This window comes from Ectobacillus panaciterrae DSM 19096, assembly GCF_000430785.1.
In the GTDB taxonomy this organism is placed as follows: Bacteria; Bacillota; Bacilli; order Bacillales; family Bacillaceae_G; genus Ectobacillus; species Ectobacillus panaciterrae.
Genome location: NZ_AUMR01000003.1, coordinates 74,457 through 93,260, shown reverse-complemented (window position 1 = coordinate 93,260; position 18,804 = coordinate 74,457). Strand labels below are relative to the sequence as shown.

The window sequence follows — 18,804 nt, the reverse complement described above, 5'->3', positions numbered from 1 at the left end:
TACTCTGTTTCAGCGTGGAACTCCAGGGTGATATTCCTCCTTTTCCTTATATCGAGCTTCCACCGTCCTCGATTCGCTATATAAGGGGGAAAGAAGTACTCGTCCCTATCCTAGTTTTTATCGAAAAGCATTTGTTATTGAATTATATGTAATTATTAGCAATACGTCAAGTTTACAGCGTCTCTTCTTGCTTGAGGAACTCTGTTTCGTCTTCCAGTTCAAGAAGCTTGTCCCAATCATCGTTGCTCAGCATGTCAAGCTGCGCTTCCAAAAGCATGCGGAAGCGGCTGCGGAACACCTTAGACTGCTTTTTCAATTCTTCAATATCAAATGATACTTTGCGTGATTTCATAAGGGCTTCATTAATAATGCGGTCAGCATTCTTTTCTGCCTCGCGAATAATAAGCTTCGCTTCTTTTTGTGCATTGCGCTTCACTTCTTCTGCAGCCTCCTGCGCAATCACAATGGATTTGTTCAGCGTAGCTTCAATGCTTGAGAAATGACTAAGCTTTTGCTCAAGCTCAGCTACTTTTTCTTCCAGCGTTTTTTTCTCGCGGATCACAAGCTCGTAATCTTTAATGACTTGGTCCAGAAACTCATTTACTTCATCTTCATCGTATCCGCGAAAGCCGCGGCCAAATTCTTTATTATGAATATCCAATGGTGTTAAAGGCACAAACGCCACCTCCAAGTAGTCGTATAGAATTACATTTTAGTTATATCTTCTTTTCGACAAAATCAGAAAATCCCCTTCTCAAAACCGACTTATTTTAACAAGCCGTACATAACTCTCCATTTATCGCGCTTTGATTTCCCGTCAATAGACAGAAGTTTGCTGCGCCCGTACCCTCTTACTGAGAATATATCGCCTGCAAAGCATTCGAAAGAGGGCTGCTCTACCGTCTTCCAATTCACCTTCACAAGTCCGTTTTTAATAAGCGGCTGCACCTTTTGACGGGATACATGAAACATTTCAGCTATTAAAACGTCAAGACGAAGAGAAGAGACAGTTCCTGTTTTTTCACTCCATTCTTCTTGTATATGTGCAATTTGGTGCGCTGGAATCGTTGTAAGAGATACTTTTGCCCTGCCGATGGATTGCAAATTCATTATAATATAATCAGAGACTTCTTTTGCTGCTGCGATATGGACAGTTTCTCCTTGGACTAAAATATCACCGTATTTTTCCCTTTTCAATCCAAGCGACATAAGCGCGCCAAGCACTTGTCTATGCTCAATGGTAAAAAACTTAGCAGCATACTCAATCTGAAGAATCTCCACTTGAAAATCTCCTTCTTCCGGAACAACATAAGAAGGAGAAATCAATGCTCGTTTACGCTCTGTACCAGAAGCGCCCCCATAAAATTGAACAGAAACGTCGGAATGACTGCCGATGAGAGAAGTTATAATTTGCTGTTCACGCGGGTCAAGAAAGTCGGTCAGCTTTGTTTTATGATAAAACTCGGCGCCTTCTTTCCATTCCGCTACTTTGTCTACAAAAACAGCTTCTTCTGGTCGAAAATGATCGTAAATACTCATTCCTATAGCTCCTAAGATATCATGTATAATAACCGAGCCAAACCAGTTTTTGCGAAGCGAAGCACCAAAATTGCAACAATCGGCGAAATATCAATCATGCCGAGCGGAGGAATAATGCGTCGAAACGGTTCCAAATATGGTTCGCAAATACGCGCTAAAAAACGCCCAAAGCTTGAATCACGCGCACTCGGCAGCCATGAAAGCAAAATATACACAATTAATGCGTAATAGTAAACCTCAAAGATGGTGAAAAGTACTGAAGAAATAATCGCCATGAAGCTTTACCACCTCTTTACATTAGAATGTTCTTCTTCTCCGAGCAATTCAGATATTGCCCCGACGATATCTACACTTTCTGGCGTGCATATAAATGTCTTGACGCCAAGTTTTTGAATATCTCCGCCAATCGCATATACGGTTCCGCTTAGGAAATCAACGATTCTTAACGCTTGGTCTGTCGGCATTCTCTGCAAGTTAATCACAACTGCTCGACGATTCTTCAAATGGTCCGAGATACCTTGTGCTTCGGAATAGGTGCGAGGCTCAAGAAGAACAACCTTTGCACCGCTTTTTGCCTTTTCAATGCTGACCACGTTTTGCTTTTGGGGCATCTTGGTAAACGGGATTTCTTCATCCATTTCTTCTTCTCTCTCCATTTCCTGTTCATATGACATCTGCTCTTGTCGCTCTTCCGGTGTGTCAAAGAAAAAATATTTTACCTTTGACCAACTCATATATGTCTCCTCCTTACTTGTCTCCTATTAATATCGTTCCTAATCGAATATAAGTCGCTCCTTCTTCTACAGCGATGAAGTAATCATTGGACATGCCCATGGACAATTCGCTGCAAGGAGCATTCGTAAGATGCAGATCCTGCACTTCTTTTTGTACTGCTTTTAAAGTTTGGAAGCATTTGCGGATTTCTTTCGTATCATCCGTGTACGGAGCCATAGTCATAAGCCCGATTACTTGAATTTTATCATATACAGCCAATTCTTCCATAAAAGTTAGCACTTCGTCCGGATGAAGACCATGCTTGGATTCCTCTTCTGATGTTTTCACTTGTACAAAGCATCGGATCGGTTTTTCCGCACGCTTTTGGATTTCCGCCGCCAGCGATAGTCTGTCAAGCGAATGAAGGTAGTCGATTTTATTTATGACCTCTTTCACTTTCCGTGTTTGCAGTGAGCCGATAAAATGCCAGATTGCTTCTTGCCCGATTTCCTCGTGCTTATGTAAAAGCCCTTCATTCCGATTTTCTCCCAAATGCCGTACACCAGCTTCGAGAACCTCTTTTGTTTTTTCGATTCCTACTGTTTTTGTAACTGCAACAAGCGTGACTTCTTCAGGCGAACGGCCTGCTGTCCGGCACGCCTTTTCGATTTCTATTTTCACAGATGAAAGATTATCTTGAACTGTCAATGCTCGGAACCTCCTTAAAACCTATAAAGCTTAGCATACGCCCAGTGTTTCCACGGTCGCGTCTATGAGAGAAAAACCATTGCTCCTCACAGCTTGTACAAAGAGATGACATAAAGATGTGCTTCTCCTGCACGCCTGCCTGTAAGCATAGCAATCGGTTTATCTCTTTTAAATCAAGGGTATATTGACCTTCTGACACCATACGGTATGGAACAGGATTATTTACTATTTCCTTTACTGCGTCTATGACTCTGTCATCCACTACGTAGCAGCATGCTCCGATAGCTGGTCCAATGGCAACTTGTATATCAGAAAGAGGAATATGCTCACCATGCACCCACTTTTTAATCATTTCAAGAGCAATCCCTTTTACGGTGCCTTTCCATCCAGCATGCGCCAAGCCAATAAGCCGCCGGGACGGAGCATAAAAGTAAAGCGGAACACAATCCGCATAACAGGATGTTAATAAAATATTCTCCTCTTGTGTATAAATGCCATCCGTCCCCGGCACTCCGTCTTCATAAGCGTATACGCCTTTTCCTTGTTCAGAAACTCCGACCTTTTGAACAATATTGTCGTGAATCTGCTCGGAGCAAATCCATGTATGTAATGGAAAATGAAGATGTTCAGCAAGAAGACGCCTATTTTCATGCACAGCTTCTTGCTGATCTCTCACATGCAATCCCAAATTCAAAGATGCGTAGTGCTGCTTGCTTACACCGCCTTCTCGTGTCGAAAATCCTGCCGTTACAGTGTCCCAAGCTGTCAAACACAAGATACCGTCTTTGTACTGAAATGGTTCTTTCTTCATAAAACGGCTCACCCCAAAAAAGTATGGTACTTCTTGTCTATTTTACCATACTTTTATTTTTCCATAATGACAATATAAAAGAAAGAAGAAATTGTAATATTTTTTACGAAAATGTCGTAGTTTGAGTATTTTCCGGTGAGATTTGATTATTTTGTGCCCGAACAAGAATCACATCTTCTCCAATTTTTACGATTTGCCGCCACGGAATCACAATCTCTTCTTCTTTTCCGAACAAACCAAGCATTTTCCCCTGTTTAGCAATGATGACCGCCTGAATTTTTCCTGTATTCACATCAATATCAATGTCTCCGATATTACCCAGTTTTTTCCCGTCAGACACATTCACAACATCCTTCATTTGAAAATCGGATATACGAATCATCTCATCCTCTCCTTTTGTAACCATTATATGTTTTAAATATTCTTCCTATGAAATAAGAAAAGCGGAGCTGGACATCACGAAAAGCGGAGCCGGCTCGTTCAGGCGCAGAACCAGAGGTTCTCGCCCCTCAAAAGCGCTTTTTGCTTTTGTGCGGGCGAGAACCTCTGGTGGCAGCGCCTAGCCGGCGGAGCTGGACATCACGAAAAGCGAAGCCGGCGGAGCTAGACAATAAGAAAGCCTCACCTGTAAAAGGTAAGGCTGCCTATCCTTGAATCGTTTTGTTCATTTGTTTAATTGCAGATTTTTCAAGACGGGATACTTGTGCTTGCGAGATGCCGATTTCTTCTGCAACTTCCATTTGTGTTTTTCCTTGAAAGAAACGCTTGCGGATAATCATTTTTTCACGGTCATTAAGCCGCTTCATTCCTTCTTTTAAAGCAAGTTCTTCCACCCATTGTTCATCGCGCTGCCGATCATCACTCAGCTGATCCATCACAAAAATCGGGTCGCCGCCATCGTTATAGATAGGTTCAAATAAGGATACAGGATCTTGAATGGCATCCAAAGCAAACACAATTTCTTCATGTGTTACGCCAAGCACTTCGGCGATGTCCATCGCTGTCGGTTCTTTAGAATTTTCCGCCATAAGCTTTTCTCTTACTTGCAGTGCCTTATAGGCGATATCCCGCAGCGAACGGGACACGCGAATGGGATTATTGTCACGTAAATATCTTCGAATTTCTCCGATAATCATCGGTACAGCATATGTTGAAAATTTGACATTTTGACTCAGGTCAAAATTATCAATAGATTTCATAAGGCCGATGCAGCCGACTTGAAATAAATCGTCAACAAACTCCCCTCTGTTGTTGAACCGCTGGATGACGCTTAGTACAAGTCGCAAGTTTCCGTTTACAAGCTTTTCCCTTGCGCTCGTTTCACCGGATTGCATCTCTTGAAACAGCTTTCGCATTTCATCGTTTTTCAGTACTGGAAGTTTAGATGTATCTACGCCGCAAATTTCTACCTTGTTTCGTGTCAATGTCTTCCCTCCTACTGGGAGTTGCTGTACAGTGTAAAGTATCTCCTGCAGAGGGAATTTTATGCACAAGCCTTGTTAGACCATTTTGTTAAATTCTTTGCGAAGGCGCTTGATGATTCGCTTCTCTAAGCGTGAAATATAGGATTGGGAAATGCCAAGCATATCCGCAACATCCTTTTGTGTTTTTTCTTCACTGCCGTCAAGACCGAACCGCAGTTCCATGATTTGCTTTTCCCGATCATTCAATTGATGTAATGCTTTTAACAATAAATGTCTGTTAACGTTTGCTTCCAAATCCTTTGTAATGATATCATCCTCTGTGCCCAAAACATCGGACAGAAGCAGTTCATTGCCGTCCCAATCAATATTCAGAGGTTCATCAAACGATACCTCGGAACGATTTTTATTATTTCTTCGCAAATGCATCAAAATCTCATTTTCGATACAGCGCGATGCATATGTCGCCAATTTAATTTTCTTCTCTGGATTAAAAGTATTAACAGCTTTAATGAGACCAATTGTACCAATGCTGATTAAATCCTCAATATTAATACCTGTATTTTCAAATTTTCGTGCTATGTAGACGACAAGACGCAGATTGCGCTCAATCAGAAGCGAGCGAGCTGCTTCGTCTCCTTTTGGCAGCTTTCGCAAAAGCAGCTCTTCTTCATCTTTTGTTAATGGCGGCGGCAGCGCTTCACTCCCGCCGATATAATAAATTTCATCGGTCTTAATTCCCAATTTCCATAATATTTTATACAGTAGATACGTTAAATGCAGCTTTAGCTTTCTCATGCGTTTTCCCCCTATCAACAAAGTTTTAAGCAGTCGTTGATAACAGCATCTTTGGATGAATGATGCATGTATACTCATTATCAGATGATAGCTTCGTATGGCTTAATCCTACGAGCACATGATGAACGGAAAGCACCTCGCCGTCTTTATGAATGCGAACGGCATCCGGCTTCACAGCCAATAGGAATTGATTGCTTTGTCCGATGCCGCGGTAAGGTATGATGCGCAGTCGTTTCATCCATTCTGAGTTTTCATCATCCAAATTCGGAAAATGAGTAACTTTCTTGGCTTGCTCCTGCAGCCACTCTGGAAACAAATTCTTCGTCTCTGACACCTCGACAATCATAACGGGCGTCTTCGTAAGCGGATCATACAGCTGGTTTCCATTGTCAATCAACCCGCTCAGCTCTGCTTGCATATCGCCTATGACCAGCTCAACCTTCACAATGTGCTCGTATCGAATTTTCGTAATCTCTATATCTCCGATTCGCTTTTTGGAAAAATAGTAGATAACAGGAAATCCGACACAAACAAACAACCAGCTGACAGGGTCTCCGAATGAAGCAGTTTTTACAGAAGCAGCTTCGCTTATAGAGGGACTTGCCTGCACAAAAAAATGAAGACCAATCAGACCTCCTCCAACCATAAACGTTACAAAATAAAACATAAAAAGCGTTTGTACAAAGGTGCGCACGCGAGTAAAACCAAATGCAGCATACACAATTGCAATAGAGTAAAAAATTTTTGTGACTGGATGCGTCATAGCATAGGCGAAAGGAGTAAATGTAAAAATGACGATAGAAGAGCCAAGCAGCGCTCCTGCGAGAAGACGCCATTTTTTTGCCTTTCGTTTGAGTATGACCGCTGTCAGCAAAAGCAGAAGAAAATCAATACATACATTCAAAAGCCAAATCACATCGGCATATACAACCAAACGCTCACCTCTTTTTGGTGTCGGTTGAAACTAGTATAATGCACAAGCAATGGTAAAGTCTGTCAATTCATGTTGTGAATTTCTTTGTTATTTTGCTGTATTAAGAGATATTGTGTCATGTGCACATCAGAAAAAACGAGCACAGGAAAACGCCCGTGCTCAGTCCTTTTTTAGATGGACATAGTGCGCCAGCTGCGTTAACGAGCAAACCCTTTTAGACGTCCTCCCTGTGTTTGTAACGAAACATACAGGTTGATTCTTTTGTTTATCGTATACTGCGAGTGGTGTAAACACAGGAAAGTATTGCTGCGGAATTTCATACTTTTTTACTTTATAAAAAAAAGAAAGACCCGAGGGCCTTTCTTTTTTTATCGTCTGCGGCGGTTGCGCAAAAATGCAGGAATATCTATGTCTTCAACCTGCGGATTACGTTCGATGACAGGTTCTTCACGCTTTACTTCGCGCGGCTTCGCTTGCGGCACCGGCTGAGGCGCTGGTGTTGGTGTCGGAGCAGTTGTTGCCGGGCGCACGAGCGGTTTTTGCGGCTGTGCTGTGATGCTGTCATCAAATCCGGTTGCGATAACCGTTACGATAATTTCATCTTTTAAGTTTTCGTTAATTACGGAACCGAAAATCATATTTACTTCCAAGTCTGACGCAGAAGCTACGATATCAGCTGCTTCCTGCACTTCATATAAGCTTAAGTTTGTTCCGCCCGTAATATTCATGAGCACGCCTTGTGCACCATCAATAGATGTTTCAAGAAGCGGACTGGAAATAGCACGCTTAGAGGCTTCAGCAGCACGGTTTTCGCCTGTTCCTACCCCAATCCCCATTAGAGCTGAACCTTTGTTAGACATAATTGTCTTCACATCGGCAAAGTCAAGGTTGATGAGACCAGGTACAGCAATTAAGTCAGAAATCCCTTGTACACCTTGGCGCAATACGTTATCCGCTTCACGGAACGCCTCGAGCATCGGCGTATTCTTATCTACAATCTCTAGCAATCTGTCATTTGGAATTACAATTAAAGTATCAACATTTTCTTTGAACGCGGCAATTCCAGATTGCGCCTGGTTTGCACGCTTACGGCCTTCAAACGTAAATGGACGAGTTACCACGCCTACCGTCAAGGCGCCTAGTTCTTTTGCCACCTGTGCAATAACAGGTGCTGCACCAGTACCTGTACCGCCGCCCATTCCAGCTGTTACAAACACCATATCCGCGCCGCGAAGTGCTTCTTGGATTTGTTCTTTGCTTTCCTCAGCGGCCTTTTTTCCGACTTCCGGGTTGGCACCTGCACCGAGTCCGCGTGTCAGCTTTCCGCCGATTTGCATTTTCGTTTCAGCTTTCGATAGATTCAAAGCTTGTGCATCTGTATTTACGGCAATAAAATCAACACCCTGTACACCGTGCTCAATCATTCGGTTTACAGCGTTGTTTCCTCCGCCGCCTACGCCGATTACTTTTATATTCGCTAATTGATCGTGAGTAGTATCAAACTCTAACATGTCAAAATCCTCCTAGAACCTCATTTTTCTTTCGCATATTTAATCCCACAAGTAGCGGATGACTTTCTTCATCTTTGAAATCATTCGCTCTTCTTCGCGAGGCTTCGGCTTTGCCGTTGGCTGTGAAACAGGAGCAGGAATACGGCGTTCATAAACCTCTTGCTTTTCCTGCACCCCTTTTCCTCTTAGTTTTGCTTTTTGATAAGCGTTCTTAATCAGTCCTACACCAATTGTATACTGCGGCTCACGCACACCGATATAGTCAGGAGTCGCAATGCGGACGCTGTTTTGCAGCACCTCTTGCGCCAATTCTAATACTCCGGACATAGAAGCAACACCGCCCGTAAGTACGTATCCGTTTGGCAGCTGCTTAATGCCCAGACGGCGCAGCTCCTGTTGAACAAAGATTAGAATTTCTTCTAATCTTGCTTCAATGATATCAGATAATTCCACTTGTGAAAATTGTTCGTTCTGTTCATTCCCCATGCCGGACACCGTAAACACTTCTTCCTCAGAAGCAGTATCATAATAAGCATGTCCATATTTAAGCTTGAGCTTCTCTGCATTTTCCGTTGATGTTTTAAAGCCTATCGCAATATCTTTTGTGATATGATCGCCGCCGATAGGCAATATGCTTGTAACCTTCAGCTCTCCTTCTTGAAATACAGACAGCGTGGTAGAGCCACCGCCAATATCAATGAGTGCTACCCCCATGCTCTTCTCATCTTTAGAAAGAGCAAGGCTTGCCGCTGCCAGCGGCTGCAAGCATATGTCCATAATTTCAAGACCTGCCCGCTCCACGCAGCGAAGCAAATTATGTAAAAGCGTTTTCGCTCCGGTAACGAGAGTTCCTTCCATTTCAAGGCGAACTCCAATCATGCCGCGCGGATCATTAATTTCATCAAGGCCGTCTACAATAAACTGCCGAGGTACTACATCAATAATTTCCCGCTCTGGGGCAATGGAAACAACCTGTGCAGCTTCTAATACCCGCAGCACATCCTCATTTCCAATTTCTCGATTTTCATTTGAGACAGCGACCACTCCGTGACAAGGATGAAGCTGCACTTGGTTAGCTCCGACTCCGACCACAATACGTTCAATATGCATACCGACCATACGTTCCGCTTGTTCAATTGCTTTTTTAATAGATTGTACAGTTTCATCTATGTCAACAATGGAGCCTTTTTTCAAGCCATTTGATTTTACGTTTCCAACACCAATGATGTTTAAAGTCTCGTTGACCATCTCGCCAATGATAACTTTAACATGGGATGTACCGATGTCAAGACTAACATACATTTCGTTGCTGTTCATACCTTGGCACCTCCTTTTTTATTTATATCATAAAAATCTCTCTATTGAACACCAATCGTCGCTTTGTTTTTATAAGAAAAATATTCAACATTTCCATACGTTTCCCTTTTTTTGCAAGGATATTTTTCTTATTTTTGTTTAGTGTCCATCCATTTCGCCAAAGCCAATCTGCGGATTACAGCTATGTTTTGGAACAGTCTCACTCCAAAAGCGAATATTGCCGCTAAATATAAGTCTACACCAAGATGTACTCCCAGAAAAGCTAAACTTGCCGCTAGGATTATATTAAAAAAGAAACCAGAAATAAAAACGGCTTCATCATACATATTTTGCAAATGAGCCCGCACGCCTCCGAACAGCGTGTCAAGCGCTGCAAGAATGGCGATGGACAAATAGCTGGAATATTGTTCCGGGATCGCTAAATCAGAGCTTAAACCGAGAGCGACTCCAATAATTAATGCTAAGATGGGAAGCCACATGCTATTTCCCCTCACTTTCTGCTGCTTGCATATTATTCGTACGAATGGAATGATCGTATTTTTGTATATGTATATCTTCTGACGGCTTTGACATAACCAATTCAATATTGTCAATCGCAAAGTGGTCGAAAGAGGTTGATACTTTCATGCGATCGTATAGCTTTTGCGCATCCTTTGCAATAACGCGAATCTCGATTGGCAAAGAGGGCAACGGCGTGTTATTCACCGAAAGTCTTCCGTTCACATCCCGAATCGCGGTTGTAGGTACAATTCGTTCATTTGCAATTTGAATTGCTGTTGCTCCGTATGTATTCAGTTCGTTAACTAAACGCTGAAGCAGTTGAGGCGAGACGGCGCCAGGAGCTTTTCCCAATCCCGCTTCACCGAAGAGCGGTTTTAGCTGAAGTGTAATTCCTTCTCCGGTCACATCTGTAAGCCCCGCTTGTTCTTTCAAGTCCTGTAGTGTCTTTTGAAGCGCTTCTTCTTTGCTTCCCTCAAGCTTTGTTTTATAACCTTCAAGCTGCTGTTCATATTTTCTGGTTTCCTTCATCAGTTGAACCTGCAGCTCTTGTTCCGTTTTCAAACTTTCTTTAAGCTGCCATTCATCGCGTGTATCCTTTGTTTTTGGATGCTGAATCGTTTCGTATTGAACAGCAAGCATAAAGCCGATAATTAAAGAGATTAACGTAAAACTCCACTTTTTTTTGTTCACTCTTTTTCACCTTTTTCACATCTACTTTTCATAATACGGCTCTAGTACAATATCTGTTTTCGTTTGAAGCTTTACAGTAATGTTATCCCTGATAAGCTGATCGACGACTCCGCTGCGTATATTCAATGCTTTTGTCAATACATCCGCATTGCCTATGGCAGTAATGACAAACGGTGCCGGATGCTCTGTCCCATTTACATTTACAACCGGCCCTATACATGTTACAAAGGAATGATTTGTTAACCGCTGGCCGTTAATGGCAACAGCGCTGGCTCCCGCTGCATACAATTCATTTAATACAGCTTGGATATGTCCATCATGAACAAGATAATTGTTTACATTTTTGTCGGTGGGAACTTTCGCAGCGTCCGCTAAGGTTATTTCCACTCCCGGCCCTTTTACTTTCACCTTTCCTAAATACATGCGCAAATCTTCGACTTCTTTCACTGTGTCGGACAGTTTCTCCTGCTGGCTCGCGATGTTTTTTTCCTCATTCCGAACGTTTTCTTGCAGTGCTGCCACTTTCGTCTGCAGCTTTGCATTTGTTTTTTCCTGCTCAATGAGCATAGAGCGCAGCTTATACTGCCGGTCCCACTCTCTGTTCCGCTGCTCATGCGGTTCTTTTTTTGCTGTTACAGAATACGAATAAGCGATCATAAAGCCCAGCACGAGGCAAACAAGGGAAAGCAGCGCGTAATGTCCTTTAATTTTCATGAGGTTTTCCCCCTGCATCTAAGTATTCAATATAAGCTCCCACTTCTAAGTGAATGATCGCTTGGGATCCCTGCTTAATTTGCTTTATAATGAGCGGATATGCATCCATTTTTTTCGCAAAATCCTGAACCGTGGCACTCACCTTATAACCTTCGTTCATATACATTATGAAATGGAGCGGATCGGACGGTTTTGGATCAAAGTGAATTTCAGAAATGGAACGAAATATGCCGGGAGACAGCTTCGTCAGCTCAGCGGATAATTCCCGAATCGCGTCTTCTTTCTCAAACTGAAGCAATAGCGGCGCTGCAATCGGAAGCGCATTGCTTGGCAAGGCCGGGAGTATTTTCCCGTTTTCCAGAAGCGGGTACAGCTTTTCTTCCTTATTTATATATCCCGTTGTTTTATATTCTTCAATAGTAATCATGATTTTATTAGGAAATAGTTTTTTAACAGTTGCCTTTTTCACTTCATTTTGCTTTTCCAGCTTTTCTTGCGCTTGCTCGGGTATCACGCGAAAATAACTAGTTTCATATGTAATGCCGGACACTTTCAAGACTTCCTTCTTGCTCATATAATGGTTGCCTTGAACAGAAATATCCGCAATGTTACTGAGCGGAGACCGAAAATAAATTAAAAAAAGAACCAATAAGAATAGGATAGATACATATAAAATCAGTCTTCGGTTGCTCTTTTTTCTTTTTGCTTTTTTCAGCTTCGGGACGCGGTCCTCAAGCTGAATGATCTTTCCGTCCTTCATTTTTTAAGCCTCCCGTAACATAAAGAACGGCATGAATGCACATGCCGTTCTTTTCCTTTATTATAGCATATATTTGGTAATGTGAAGCAGACAACTATTGTCTTCCAATGATTTCTACCTCTGTATGCATTTCCACTCCGAATTGTTCTTGAACCGTCTTTTGGATGAATGCAATTAAATCTAATACATCTTGTGCTGTAGCTGTCCCTGTATTTACAATAAAATTCCCGTGCATAGGCGATATTTGCGCGCCGCCGATTTGATACCCTCTAAGTCCGGCCCGTTCTACAAGATTGCCTGCATAGTTTGGAAGCGGATTTCGGAAGATGCTTCCTGCACAAGGATGGTTCCACGGCTGCGTTTCACGGCGATAATCTTTATTTTTTTGTATGAGCGCAAACACTTGCTCGCGCTCTCCTTCTTTGAGCTGCAATTCCGCTTCTAGGACAATGCCTGGGCGTTTAGTCTGAAGCACTGACGTTCTGTATGAAAATTCGAGTTCTTCCTTTGTGAGCCACTCTATTTCTCCGTCCTCAAACATCACAAGGGCACGCGTAACGACTTCAGACATGTCGGATTTATGGGCACCAGCATTCATGTATACCGCGCCGCCGACACTGCCTGGGATACCGCCTGCAAACTCTAAACCTGCCAGACCTTGACGGCTCAGCAATGTTGCCAATTTGATAAGAGGATATCCACCTTCAACTCGTACTCGCGTTCCTTCTGCTTCTAAATGGTCCAGTCCTTCTCCAAGCTTAATCACAACCCCCTCAATTCCTTTATCAGAAACAAGAAGATTGGAGCCGCGGCCGATTGCTGTCCATTTTGTGCCATGTTTTTTGACAAGCCTTAAAGTGTTTTGGACAGCTTCTGCGTTATTTGGAATAACCATAATATCAGCTGGACCGCCGATTTTCATCGTTGTATGCCGTGCTAACGGCTCTTTAATAAGCACCTTTCCTACATTGGCCTCCGCAAGTTCTTTTGCTAATTGTTCCATGATGATCTCCCCCATATGAATTCTCCGTACTATAGTAGTATGCAGGGCATTCACCTAACGTTATATCTGGCAAGGTCTATCTTCTATATCATCTTGCTGCTTATCAGGAATCCCTAACTTGGTAAAAGCTCTTCTTTTAAGCTTAATTGTCATAATGCAAAAACGTTTCATGATTTTTATCCGCAGATTTCTCCATCATTGTAAAACACTCATTTTCTATTTTTAAAATAGATTCTCTGACGAATTATCTTAAGGACTCGGAATTAAGATACTCGGTTTCCTGAGCACTTGTCAACCATACTAGTTTTCTTTTTTCAAAAAACATGGCGCTAAAAGCATCAAAAATGCAAATTCATGCACCATAGGAAAAACCCTGTTGCACGAACAGGGTTTAGTAGCGTGAATGCCGGCTTATATTTAACAATACACCTACCGCCATCAGCATGAGAGTCAAGCTTGAACCGCCGTAGCTTAAAAACGGCAGCGTAATACCGGTAACCGGCATTAGACCCGTTACTACTCCAATATTAATCATAACTTGAATTGCAATCATTGCCACAATACCGACTGCTAAAAATGTCCCGTATAAATCCGGTGCGCCAAGCGCAACTCGGATGCCCCTCCACAACAACAGACTAAACAATAATAACACAAACGATCCGCCGATAAAACCTAGTTCTTCAGAAAGAATGGCAAAAATGAAATCTGTTTGCGGCTCAGGCAAATAAAAGAACTTTTGTCTACTTTGTCCAAGACCGAGGCCGAACAGTCCTCCGGGACCGATGGCATACAGCGATTGAATAATTTGAAAACCGCTTCCAAGGGGATCTGACCACGGATCTAAATAAGACGTAATCCGTTTCATTCGATATGGTGCTGATAAAATCAATCCAACAAAACCTGCCGCTGCCAGCATGCCTAATATGGCAAAATGCATAATTCTCGCGCCGGCCACAAAAATCATGACTACGCATGTCCCCACCATTACTGTGCCTGTTCCTAAATCGGGCTGCAGCATAATCATGCCGAACGCTAAAAATACAATACCTAAGGATGGCGCCAAACCATACTTAAAAGTAGTAATAACCTTCTGCCTTTCGGACAGAAATTTAGCTAGAAACACAATCATGGCAAACTTCATAAACTCAGAGGGCTGTATAGAGAAGGCTCCAATCCCAATCCAACTTCGCGCTCCCCCTCTCACCATTCCGATTCCAGGAACTAATACGAGAATCAGCAATACGAAACAAATAAGGAGGATAACTTTTGAATACTTCCGCCACACCCAGTAATCGATGTTCATAATAAGAAACATCGCTACTACACCGAGACCGGCAAATAACAGCTGGCGTTTGGCGAAAAAGAAGGAGTCTTCAAACTTATAGGATGCCCACACCGCACTGGCGCTGTACACCATGATCATGCCGACAGCCAAAAGAAGCAGCGTAACCGTCACGATAATAAAATCAGGAGCTTTTTTTGTTGGCAATACAAAACACCTCACAAGCAATGTCTTATCCGCTTTGGAGACCAATCGGCTTATAACATCATTTATACTAGCTTATGCACGGCTTGTATGAACATGTCTCCTCTGTCTTCAAAAGTCTTAAATTGATCCCAGCTTGCACAAGCCGGCGACAGAAGGATAACATCTCCTTCCTGAGACAGAGCATACGCTTCCTGCACTGCTTGTTCCACATTATCGACACGTTTTACTTCTTTCATTCCTGCTTCTTTCGCTGTTCTCATAAGCTTTGGAGCAGTTTGTCCAAATGTAACTAGCGCTTTTACATGATGTAGATAGGGGAGCAATTCATCAAATTCATTTCCGCGGTCCAATCCGCCTGCAAGCAAAACAACCGGCTGTGTGAATGCTGATAATGCTTTTTGCGTCGCCAAAATATTTGTTGCTTTTGAATCGTTATAAAATTTTCGATTTTGTATAGTTGTAATATATTGCAGACGATGCTTTACGCCTGTAAAAGTTTTTAATACGTGAATGATTGCCTCATTTGACACGCCAGCAAGCTTTGCAACGCTCATAGCTGCTAAAATATTTTCAAGGTTATGTTTGCCGGGAAGAGCAATATCAGCAACGTCCGCTACTTTTTCCCCGCGGAAATAAAGAGAATCATTTTGGATGCATGCTCCATCCTCTATAAGCTTCGTCGTGGAAAAATATATTTTTTGTCCGCTGCTGAGTTTGGACAAATCCATTACATCACTATCATCCGCATTAATTACGCTATAATCAGACGCCGTTTGATTTTTAAAAATGTTTGCTTTCGCACGCCCGTACTCTTCTTTTGTGCCGTGATAATCCAAGTGAGCTTCAAACAAATTCAATAATACAGCAATTTGAGGCTGAAATGTTTCAATGCCCATCAGCTGAAAAGAGGACAATTCTGTCACAACAATCTCATCAGGCTTCGCCTCCTGAGCCACCTCACAAGCAACTGTACCAATATTCCCCGCAATGACAGGATGCTTCTTTCCTTCCTGCAGCATTTCAAATACCAATGTTGTCGTTGTTGTTTTACCATTCGACCCTGTAATACCGACAAATGGAGCTTCTGAAATACGATACGCGAGCTCTACCTCTGTAATGATGGAAATTCCTTGTTTCCGTGCCTCTTCTAGCAATGGATTTGAATATGGAATTCCTGGATTTTTCACAATGAGCTCTGTACCGTCAAGCAGTGAATACGGATGATGACCGCATACGACATGAACGCCTTGCTCGTTCAAACTTTGTGCCAATGGATTTTCTTCCAGCGGTTTTTTATCGTTTACCGTTACATTTGCTCCAAGCTTTTTGAGCAACATAGCTGCCGCATAGCCGCTTTTTGCCATCCCTAATACAAGTACGTTTTTACCGTTATAATCGCTTACCTTTTTCAATTAGATCCACACCTCGATATAAATTCCTAACATCGCAAATAAAAGCCCTACAAACCAAAACGTGACGACAACTCGCCATTCCGACCAGCCGCTGAGTTCATAATGGTGATGCAGCGGACTCATCTTAAATACGCGTTTCCCTGTTGTCTTAAATGAAATAACCTGAATGATTACAGAAAGAGTCTCAATGGCAAACACGCCGCCGACAACAGCCAGAAGCAGCTCCAGCTTTGTTAAGATCGCAACCGCCGCAAGCGCCCCGCCAAGCGCAAGAGAACCTGTGTCTCCCATGAACACTTTTGCAGGATGAGCGTTAAATACCAAAAAGCCAAGCACGGCTCCTACTACTGCCATACAGAAGATAGCCACTTCATATTGATTAAGGTTGAATGCCAGAATTGCGTATGCACCGAATGCAACCGCTGCGGTTCCAGCAAGCAAACCATCTAAGCCGTCTGTTAAATTTACTGCATTAGACGATCCTACAAGCAAGAACAAAATGAGCAAGAAGTAACCCCAACTCAGTTCAAAGCTAATATCTGTTCCAGGTATTGTAAGATCTGTAGCGAAACCATATTTTTTATAAAATACAAAAAATACAATTGCAATTGCAATTTGCCCAACAAGCTTCTGCTTTGATGTAAGACCAAGATTCCTTTTCATAACAACCTTAATAAAGTCATCCAAAAATCCAATCAGTCCGTATCCAAATGTGACAAATAACAGAAGATATGTTTCTGTATTCAACTTTCCAAACTTCGCTACCATTAGTACCGTAGTAATTATAAGGGAGATAAAAATTACGATCCCCCCCATGGTAGGTGTTCCCGTCTTCTTTTGGTGGGATTTCGGCCCTTCTTCACGAATGCTTTGTCCAAACTTTAATCGCCGTAGAAACGGGATAAAAACAGGAGACAATGCAACTGCAATTAAAAAGGCTACTCCAATTGTAATAAATAATCCCTGTTCAAGCATACATAATCCCCCTTCCTCTAGTTGCGCGTTCCGCCTGAACGTTTCTCTATTGCTGCTTTTGCAACTAACCGGTCATCAAAATCTAACACTTCCATACCGATAATTTGATACGTTTCATGCCCTTTTCCGGCAATCAGTATAACATCCTCATCGCTTGCTTGGGCAACTGCATGCTCAATAGCTTGCTTGCGATCAACAATGACCTCATACTGCCCTTCCGTTACTCCGGCAGTCATATCTTGCAAAATTGCTTCCGGATTTTCGCTTCGAGGATTATCAGACGTAAAGATAGCACTGTCTGCATACTGTACAGCAATTTGCGCCATCAACGGCCTTTTCGTCCGATCTCGATCTCCGCCGCATCCGACTATGCAATACGTTTTTCCTTTTGCAAATTGAGCAATAGTTTGCAATGCATTTTCTAAGCTGTCCGGTGTATGAGAATAATCAACAATGACCGCAAACGCCTGCCCCGCATCAACAACCTCAAAGCGGCCTGATACGCCCGGCATCGTTTGGATAACATGAACAATAGCGGAAAGCGGCACATTCGATACAAGACAAGCTGCTGTTGCTGCCAAAATATTATATACATTAAACTTGCCAATCAGCTTCATAGTGACCTTTACAGTATCTTGAGGCGTCACAAGCGTAAATGATGTGCCTGCGCTCGTCATTTCAATATCTGTTGCCATAATATCGCTTTTCGTATCGATACCATATGTAATGACTGTTGCTTGCGTAGCAATTTTAAAATCTTCGGAAACCAGGTCATCATTATTAAGCACCGCATATTTCATGCGATTGTGATGATAGCTGTTCCCAAGCTGCGCAAACAGCAAGCCCTTCGCATGCTTATACTCTTCCATTGTCCTATGATAATCCAGATGATCTTGCGTTAAATTTGTAAATACCGCTACATCATATTCACAACCGTGCACCCGCCCTAAATGAAGCGCATGAGACGACACTTCCATCACTGTGGCTGTTACGTCTCTTTCAATCATTTGATGGAACGTTTTTTGCAGCGTGAGCGCATCCGGCGTCGTGTTTTTCACTTCAAATGTCTCATCGCCGATTTTCATATTAATGGTTCCGATCAATCCTGTCTTATGACCATGCTCACGCAGCATCTCATTGATAATATGAGATGTTGTTGTTTTTCCGTTCGTTCCTGTGACACCGATAAGGTGGAGCTTATGTGTCGGCTGATCGTAAAAATAATCAGCAAGTGCTGCCAGTGCACGTGATGTATCGTTTACAAGCACAACCGGAATATCAGCTTGAACAGGCCGTTCCGCCACAATAGCAGCCGCTCCTTGGGCGGCTGCTTGCTGAATAAAATCATGACCATCTACTGTAAATCCGCTGATGCACACAAATAAGCTTCCTTCTTTCACCTGACGGGAATCCATTTCTATGGATATAATCTCTGGATTGTCTTCTGGAACGATTGGAAAATCATGCAAGCATGATAAAAGTGTATGCAACTTCATTTTGCTATATC

General features: G+C 42.6%; 21 protein-coding genes and 1 other annotated feature (1 of these 22 cut by a window edge). All 21 genes read right to left on the bottom strand.

Annotation, left to right across the window (positions count from 1 at the left end):
• Nucleotides 1-121, bottom strand: a binding site (T-box leader); it reaches 88 nt to the left of the window's first position.
• Nucleotides 122-172: 51 nt separating this feature from the next.
• The gene (locus H540_RS0100550) at nucleotides 173-676 is read right to left on the bottom strand and encodes a DivIVA domain-containing protein (protein ID WP_028398934.1); all 504 of its coding nucleotides are present in this window, start codon (nucleotides 674-676) and stop codon (nucleotides 173-175) included.
• Between the two features lie 89 nt (nucleotides 677-765).
• A complete protein-coding gene (locus H540_RS0100545) occupies nucleotides 766-1,539 on the bottom strand; it encodes a YlmH family RNA-binding protein (protein ID WP_028398933.1) in 774 nt (257 codons plus the stop codon).
• An 11-nt stretch (nucleotides 1,540-1,550) separates the two neighbouring features.
• A complete protein-coding gene (locus H540_RS0100540) occupies nucleotides 1,551-1,814 on the bottom strand; it encodes a YggT family protein (protein ID WP_028398932.1) in 264 nt (87 codons plus the stop codon).
• Between the two features lie 6 nt (nucleotides 1,815-1,820).
• Nucleotides 1,821-2,273, bottom strand: coding sequence for a cell division protein SepF (locus H540_RS0100535; protein ID WP_028398931.1), 453 nt, complete (start codon nucleotides 2,271-2,273; stop codon nucleotides 1,821-1,823).
• 13 nt (nucleotides 2,274-2,286) lie between these two features.
• Entirely contained in the window at nucleotides 2,287-2,961 is a 675-nt protein-coding gene (locus tag H540_RS0100530; RefSeq protein WP_028398930.1) for a YggS family pyridoxal phosphate-dependent enzyme, read from the bottom strand.
• The gene (pgeF, locus tag H540_RS0100525; protein ID WP_034670079.1) at nucleotides 2,945-3,772 is read right to left on the bottom strand and encodes a peptidoglycan editing factor PgeF; all 828 of its coding nucleotides are present in this window, start codon (nucleotides 3,770-3,772) and stop codon (nucleotides 2,945-2,947) included. Before pgeF ends, H540_RS0100530 begins: the two co-directional genes overlap by 17 nt.
• A 103-nt stretch (nucleotides 3,773-3,875) precedes the next feature.
• The gene (locus tag H540_RS0100520) at nucleotides 3,876-4,154 is read right to left on the bottom strand and encodes a YlmC/YmxH family sporulation protein (protein ID WP_028398928.1); all 279 of its coding nucleotides are present in this window, start codon (nucleotides 4,152-4,154) and stop codon (nucleotides 3,876-3,878) included.
• A gap of 262 nt (nucleotides 4,155-4,416) precedes the next feature.
• Nucleotides 4,417-5,196, bottom strand: a complete 780-nt coding sequence (gene sigG / locus H540_RS0100515) for an RNA polymerase sporulation sigma factor SigG (RefSeq protein ID WP_028398927.1) — start codon at nucleotides 5,194-5,196, stop codon at nucleotides 4,417-4,419.
• 75 nt (nucleotides 5,197-5,271) lie between these two features.
• Nucleotides 5,272-5,991, bottom strand: coding sequence for an RNA polymerase sporulation sigma factor SigE (sigE, locus tag H540_RS0100510; RefSeq protein ID WP_028398926.1), 720 nt, complete (start codon nucleotides 5,989-5,991; stop codon nucleotides 5,272-5,274).
• A gap of 25 nt (nucleotides 5,992-6,016) precedes the next feature.
• A complete protein-coding gene (gene spoIIGA / locus H540_RS0100505; protein WP_028398925.1) occupies nucleotides 6,017-6,925 on the bottom strand; it encodes a sigma-E processing peptidase SpoIIGA in 909 nt (302 codons plus the stop codon).
• A gap of 368 nt (nucleotides 6,926-7,293) precedes the next feature.
• Nucleotides 7,294-8,436, bottom strand: coding sequence for a cell division protein FtsZ (gene ftsZ / locus H540_RS0100500; protein WP_028398924.1), 1,143 nt, complete (start codon nucleotides 8,434-8,436; stop codon nucleotides 7,294-7,296).
• Between the two features lie 39 nt (nucleotides 8,437-8,475).
• The gene (ftsA, locus tag H540_RS0100495) at nucleotides 8,476-9,753 is read right to left on the bottom strand and encodes a cell division protein FtsA (protein WP_028398923.1); all 1,278 of its coding nucleotides are present in this window, start codon (nucleotides 9,751-9,753) and stop codon (nucleotides 8,476-8,478) included.
• Nucleotides 9,754-9,881: 128 nt separating this feature from the next.
• Entirely contained in the window at nucleotides 9,882-10,232 is a 351-nt protein-coding gene (locus H540_RS0100490; RefSeq protein ID WP_028398922.1) for a small basic family protein, read from the bottom strand.
• A 1-nt stretch (nucleotide 10,233) separates the two neighbouring features.
• Entirely contained in the window at nucleotides 10,234-10,944 is a 711-nt protein-coding gene (locus H540_RS0100485) for a DUF881 domain-containing protein (protein ID WP_028398921.1), read from the bottom strand.
• 21 nt (nucleotides 10,945-10,965) lie between these two features.
• Nucleotides 10,966-11,658: a DUF881 domain-containing protein gene (locus H540_RS0100480; RefSeq protein ID WP_034670076.1), complete on the bottom strand. Its 693-nt coding sequence runs from the start codon at nucleotides 11,656-11,658 to the stop codon at nucleotides 10,966-10,968.
• Complete coding sequence (locus tag H540_RS0100475) at nucleotides 11,648-12,418, bottom strand: cell division protein FtsQ/DivIB (RefSeq protein WP_028398919.1); 771 nt, start codon at nucleotides 12,416-12,418, stop codon at nucleotides 11,648-11,650. The genes H540_RS0100480 and H540_RS0100475 overlap by 11 nt, the downstream gene beginning before the upstream one ends.
• Before the next feature lie 94 nt (nucleotides 12,419-12,512).
• Nucleotides 12,513-13,421 (bottom strand): UDP-N-acetylmuramate dehydrogenase, encoded by a 909-nt coding sequence (murB, locus tag H540_RS0100470; RefSeq protein WP_028398918.1) that lies wholly within the window; start codon nucleotides 13,419-13,421, stop codon nucleotides 12,513-12,515.
• 391 nt (nucleotides 13,422-13,812) lie between these two features.
• Complete coding sequence (gene spoVE, locus H540_RS0100465) at nucleotides 13,813-14,910, bottom strand: stage V sporulation protein E (RefSeq protein WP_028398917.1); 1,098 nt, start codon at nucleotides 14,908-14,910, stop codon at nucleotides 13,813-13,815.
• A gap of 62 nt (nucleotides 14,911-14,972) precedes the next feature.
• Complete coding sequence (gene murD, locus H540_RS0100460; RefSeq protein ID WP_028398916.1) at nucleotides 14,973-16,322, bottom strand: UDP-N-acetylmuramoyl-L-alanine--D-glutamate ligase; 1,350 nt, start codon at nucleotides 16,320-16,322, stop codon at nucleotides 14,973-14,975.
• Complete coding sequence (mraY, locus tag H540_RS0100455) at nucleotides 16,323-17,297, bottom strand: phospho-N-acetylmuramoyl-pentapeptide-transferase (protein WP_028398915.1); 975 nt, start codon at nucleotides 17,295-17,297, stop codon at nucleotides 16,323-16,325.
• A 17-nt stretch (nucleotides 17,298-17,314) separates the two neighbouring features.
• On the bottom strand, nucleotides 17,315-18,793 hold the full coding sequence (locus H540_RS0100450; protein ID WP_028398914.1) for a UDP-N-acetylmuramoyl-L-alanyl-D-glutamate--2,6-diaminopimelate ligase: 1,479 nt from the start codon (nucleotides 18,791-18,793) through the stop codon (nucleotides 17,315-17,317).
• Nucleotides 18,794-18,804: the final 11 nt, after the last annotated feature.

Bases quoted from the DNA above. Each gene is read 5' to 3' on its own strand.
- H540_RS0100540 (WP_028398932.1), bottom strand. From the start codon at position 1,814: ATGGCGATTATTTCTTCAGTACTTTTCACCATCTTTGAGGTTTACTAT.
- sigE (WP_028398926.1), bottom strand. From the start codon at position 5,991: ATGAGAAAGCTAAAGCTGCATTTAACGTATCTACTGTATAAAATATTA.
- pgeF (WP_034670079.1), bottom strand. From the start codon at position 3,772: ATGAAGAAAGAACCATTTCAGTACAAAGACGGTATCTTGTGTTTGACA.
- H540_RS0100450 (WP_028398914.1), bottom strand. From the start codon at position 18,793: ATGAAGTTGCATACACTTTTATCATGCTTGCATGATTTTCCAATCGTT.
- H540_RS0100520 (WP_028398928.1), bottom strand. From the start codon at position 4,154: ATGATTCGTATATCCGATTTTCAAATGAAGGATGTTGTGAATGTGTCT.
- H540_RS0100535 (WP_028398931.1), bottom strand. From the start codon at position 2,273: ATGAGTTGGTCAAAGGTAAAATATTTTTTCTTTGACACACCGGAAGAG.
- H540_RS0100475 (WP_028398919.1), bottom strand. From the start codon at position 12,418: ATGAAGGACGGAAAGATCATTCAGCTTGAGGACCGCGTCCCGAAGCTG.
- H540_RS0100545 (WP_028398933.1), bottom strand. From the start codon at position 1,539: ATGAGTATTTACGATCATTTTCGACCAGAAGAAGCTGTTTTTGTAGAC.
- ftsA (WP_028398923.1), bottom strand. From the start codon at position 9,753: ATGAACAGCAACGAAATGTATGTTAGTCTTGACATCGGTACATCCCAT.
- H540_RS0100480 (WP_034670076.1), bottom strand. From the start codon at position 11,658: ATGAAAATTAAAGGACATTACGCGCTGCTTTCCCTTGTTTGCCTCGTG.
- murB (WP_028398918.1), bottom strand. From the start codon at position 13,421: ATGGAACAATTAGCAAAAGAACTTGCGGAGGCCAATGTAGGAAAGGTG.
- H540_RS0100490 (WP_028398922.1), bottom strand. From the start codon at position 10,232: ATGTGGCTTCCCATCTTAGCATTAATTATTGGAGTCGCTCTCGGTTTA.
- ftsZ (WP_028398924.1), bottom strand. From the start codon at position 8,436: ATGTTAGAGTTTGATACTACTCACGATCAATTAGCGAATATAAAAGTA.
- mraY (WP_028398915.1), bottom strand. From the start codon at position 17,297: ATGCTTGAACAGGGATTATTTATTACAATTGGAGTAGCCTTTTTAATT.